The organism is Parasphingorhabdus sp., from assembly GCF_036964675.1.
In the GTDB taxonomy this organism is placed as follows: domain Bacteria; phylum Pseudomonadota; class Alphaproteobacteria; order Sphingomonadales; family Sphingomonadaceae; genus Parasphingorhabdus.
This window is the reverse complement of the sequence record NZ_JBALTF010000169.1, coordinates 1-576: the sequence shown is the minus strand read 5'-3', so window position 1 is coordinate 576 and position 576 is coordinate 1. Positions and strand designations below refer to the sequence as shown.

The 576-nt window shown below is 58.0% G+C and carries 1 pseudogene; it reads right to left on the bottom strand.

Features of this window, described 5'->3' with window-relative positions:
- Positions 1-343: 343 nt before the first annotated feature.
- Positions 344-576, bottom strand: a pseudogene (locus tag V7665_RS13780) (hypothetical protein); the annotation flags it as partial.

The window sequence follows — 576 nt, the reverse complement described above, 5'->3', positions numbered from 1 at the left end:
AACGCTGGCATCGGCAATGGAAGTTGAACCTGATCGAGGAGAGCAATCCGGAGTGGCGCGATCTGGCAGAGGATTTGGGGTTTGAGCCTTTGCGGTGAGTGTCATTCATTGGTCAAGACACACCAGCACTCGTCATCCTGAACTTGTTTAGCTTCGCTGGCCTTCGGCTCAGGACCCCTTCAGGTACGCGCGCTGCCCGAGGGGTTCCCGCTCCCCTTCTCATCGTCATCCTGAACTCGTTTCAGGATTCCTCTAGGTTAGCACGCTGCCGGACGAGGTCCTGAAACAAGTTCAGGATGACGATTGATATGTTCAGGATGACGAAGTGGGAAGCGCGCACCCGTCACTCGCCCTCGACCATCGCGTCGCCGAAAATCGCCCGCTCGCCGGCGGTCTTTATTCTGCTGGCGAAATCCGCATAAGGCGACGGATTTTTGATGTCCTTGGCGATCCGGTCGCGGACCGATTGCTGCGCCTTCGGATTGGCGATGATGCCGGTTCCCGCGACCAGCCGGGTCATCATGTTGAACAGGGCGGTTGCCGAGACCGTGTGGAACAACGCCTTTTCATCCCAGC